At 58.6% G+C, this 3,515-nt stretch carries 3 protein-coding genes; all 3 read right to left on the bottom strand.

The window, feature by feature from the left end; genetic code table 11:
• Positions 1 to 557 (bottom strand): FGGY family carbohydrate kinase (locus AB4043_RS23715; RefSeq protein ID WP_442308282.1); only part of this gene is annotated, 557 nt, incomplete at its 3' end.
• On the bottom strand, positions 554 to 2,428 hold the full coding sequence (locus AB4043_RS23710; RefSeq protein ID WP_442308281.1) for a bifunctional aldolase/short-chain dehydrogenase: 1,875 nt from the start codon (positions 2,426 to 2,428) through the stop codon (positions 554 to 556). The genes AB4043_RS23710 and AB4043_RS23715, both read right to left, overlap by 4 nt.
• Before the next feature lie 482 nt (positions 2,429 to 2,910).
• A partial coding sequence (locus AB4043_RS23705) for a LutC/YkgG family protein (RefSeq protein WP_442308280.1) occupies positions 2,911 to 3,515 on the bottom strand: 605 nt, incomplete at its 5' end.

Genomic DNA, 3,515 nt, shown 5'->3' with positions numbered 1-3,515 from the left:
GCGTTGGTCAGCTCGGCAACACGAGCTCCTCCCCATCGCGAGAGGAAGTACTCCGGCAGATTCATCCACTGATCGCCTTCAGGAAGGCCGGCGAGTTGATCGGCATGAAGCTGGTAGAGGGTATTGATGCGGATGAGCTGAATACCCGTCAGCTCACGCATGCGATCGGGACTGCAGCGACGATGCACAGACTTCTCGGACTTGATCGTCCGCTCATCGCGATAGCAGTATGGATCACCAAGAGGATTGCCCGACGTGTCTACACGCACGTAGTCGACGGCCCAGCCGTCCACAGCGATGGCGCGCACACCTTCGGTAGCGATCTCAGCCGCCTTGCGTAAACCGGCTTCGAGTCCCTCGGTAATCATTGTCAGGTCCCAGAACAGGCCGCCGTTGACCTCACGCGGCGCATTGGCGAAGCGATGCACCAGGGAGATCTGCGGTTTGTTCTCAACCCACCGAAGCAGAGAGACCCTACAGCTACCCGCGCCAAGGTCAACTGCAACCAAGGCGCGGGTATCGGAAGGGCGAAGGGTTTTAGGTGCGGTGCGTCTCAACGGAGATAAGCCTCCACCAGACCGCCATCGACCGGAATCAGATGGCCAGTGGTTACCGGAGTCTTTGGACCAGCCAGGAAGAGGATCGCCTCGGCGCAGTCCTTCGGATCGATCGGGACGTGAGTCAACGTGCGCTTCGCATAGAAACCAGCCAACTTGTTGCGCAGGCCGTCATCCGTCTCGTTCTCTTCGAAAGCGATGTTGTACTTGGCGAGCGACGCCTTCACGCGATCGCGCGGGAACATCGTTGATCCCTTCACAACCGTTGCCGGGCTGATGCCGTTGACACGGATCTTCGGCGAGTAGGTAACAGCAAGCTCACGCACCAGGTGGCTGAGCGCCGCCTTGGAAACGTCATACGCTTCCGTTCCCTTCTTGGCAACGACTGCATTGGCAGAGCTGGTCAGCACCATGCTGCCATCCAGTCCCTGCTTCGCCAGGACCTTCTGCGCCTCATCGGTGAGCAGATAGTTCGCCGTGACATTGATCTCCAGCGTCAGAGCCCACTGTGCATCGCTGACGACGCCATCAGGCGAGGACGGGAAGATAGCCGCGGTGYTGATCAGGATATCGAGACCGCCGAACTTCTCGATGGTGACATCGAGAGCTGCGCGAATGGCATTGCGGTCGCGAATATCAATGGAAGCGAAGGTGACGACTTCCTTACCGGCGATAGCCTTGCACTCTTCAGCAACCTTCTCAGCTCCGGTGACATCTCGGTCAGCGACGACGACGTGTGCTCCGCGCTCGGCAGCCAGCAGCGCGACCTCACGGCCAATACCCGAACCACCACCGACCACCAGAGCGACGCGGCGGCTCAGCTCCTTCTCAGGAGGCATGCGGCGAATCTTGGCTTCTTCCAGGGCCCAGTACTCGATGCGGAAAGCCTCGCTGGGCGGCAGAGCCACGTAGTTCTCATAGACGAGATACATCGGTCGGATCTTGGTGCGGATGAAGTGATCGGGGCAGCTCGTACCCAGATGAGCCAACTTCTTGGCCTGCGAGGAGTTCACAAACTCCAGCACGTCCGCGCCCTCAAAGTAGGTACCGATCCAGCGCTGCTTGCGCGAAACGGCGCCGCGGATCACCGGGAAGATCTTCTTCGCGATGTCAGCGCGATCATCACGGCTCTGGAACGTTGCTCCGCCGAAGGCCGGAACGTTTTTCGCAACAGCGTGCTTCTCGATGAACTGGCCGATCTGATCGATGATCGTGATGGTGTTCAGGTAGCTCTCACGCTGTGTGTTACCCCAGGTGAACAGACCGTGCCCGCCGAGGATGATGCCGTCGCAGCCGGGATTTGCTTCCACAGCGCGCTTCAGCATCATGGCCAGCTCAAAGCCAGGACGCTGCCACGGAACCCACGCCAGCTTGTGACCAAACTCCTTATTGAACTGCTCCATCTTCTCTTTGCCGTTGGATGAGGCAGCGAGAGCAATTCCCCAGTCGGGATGCAGGTGGTCGACGTGCGGGAAAGGCAGATAACCGTGCAACGGGGTGTCAATGGAGGCGGCGACAGGATTGTTGCCAAAGGTGATCAGCGGATACATCGCGACCATCTCGTCTTCGCGAGCAACGCCGGGATAGATCTTCTCCATGCTGAGCAGGCGATCCATGTAGAGCGTGGCGAAGCCGGCGCGCTTGATGCTGCCCAGGTCGCCGCCCGAACCCTTCACCCACAGCACCTTGACCGTCTGGCCGGTCAGCGGGTCTACCTGATCGATCTTCGAGCTGGTATTGCCACCGCCAAAGTTGGTGATGCGCAGGTCCGAGCCCAACAGGTTGGAGCGGTAACGGAGCAGCTCCGGTTCATCCAATTTCGACGCGATTGAGTCGTCCCAACGATCTTCCAAGAACTTTAGACCTGACATCTTTCCCTCTGTTTCGATTCGCTTTTGTGGATTGCGCGCCTGGCGCGACACGGTGATTCTACACGCGAAAATACAGGTAAATCCTTGCGATGGGCCAATCTACACCCGTCCCCGGCAGCGTGTCATGCGAGTGGTTTGCAATCGTCAGCCCTTGCCTGAAAAATGCCCAACATTGGTCAGACCACAGACAGAAAGATATGACAGGGTGGCCGCGGTGGTATTTTTTCGGATTGCTCCGTGTCCGTGCCGCCGAGACCGATAAACGCGCAGATCTCTTCGACAGAGGAATTGTTCCTGAAATCCCGGATAGCTTGTAGAGGAGAGCTGCGGCTGGTCAACCAGTGATGAGGAAAAGATTTTTCGAAAAAATTCTCGAAGCGGTGCTGTGATCCGATCTTCGCGGCAGAGATTCGCGAAAACGCGAATGCCCGCTCACGCCGTGCATGAGCGGGCATCGACTGCTTCGGGACAAGGAAAATGCGCTAGTCGAGCACCAGTACGACATCCAGGAAGCGTGGACCGTGGACACCCTTGATGCGGGTCATCTCGATATCGGCCGTAGCAGACGGACCGGAAAAGAACGTAATGGGAGCGGTGTTCCAGGTTTGCAGCAGGCGCATCGCCTCCGGCACCGTCTTCACCACAGCACTCGCGAAGACAACGCAGAGGTGATAATCCGGCACCAGTGTGATGGCGCGGCGCCCCTGCCCTGAAGTGTTGCGGACAACGATGCTGCCGGTATCGGCAATAGCGACAGTACAACCGGTCATCACACCGTCTACGAGATCCAGTTCGCTGAAGGGCAATTCGCGATCGACAACGAAGTCGACTCCCTCATTGGGCAGCCATGCAGGCTCCATCCCCTCAGGAATCGCCATCCTCGACTTACCGCGCTTTTCAAGAAGAGCTTTGACAACACCAGCGATCTCGCCGGGAACACAGCGCTCGACGGTTGCATCGTAGTCCAGCAGCCGGTCTTCCAGAAGATGAAGGATCTCCTCACGGCCAAGCGTCGAGCCGACAAGGAAGCTGCGTGGAATCTGCTGCCAGGCAGTCGCCTTGTCTCCGAAGCCCGCTGGTTTCACGG

Source organism: Terriglobus sp. YAF25 (assembly GCF_052113305.1).
Lineage (GTDB): Bacteria > Acidobacteriota > Terriglobia > Terriglobales > Acidobacteriaceae > Terriglobus.
Note: the sequence above shows the minus strand (reverse complement) of the source record. Positions and strands in the feature narration are given on the sequence as shown.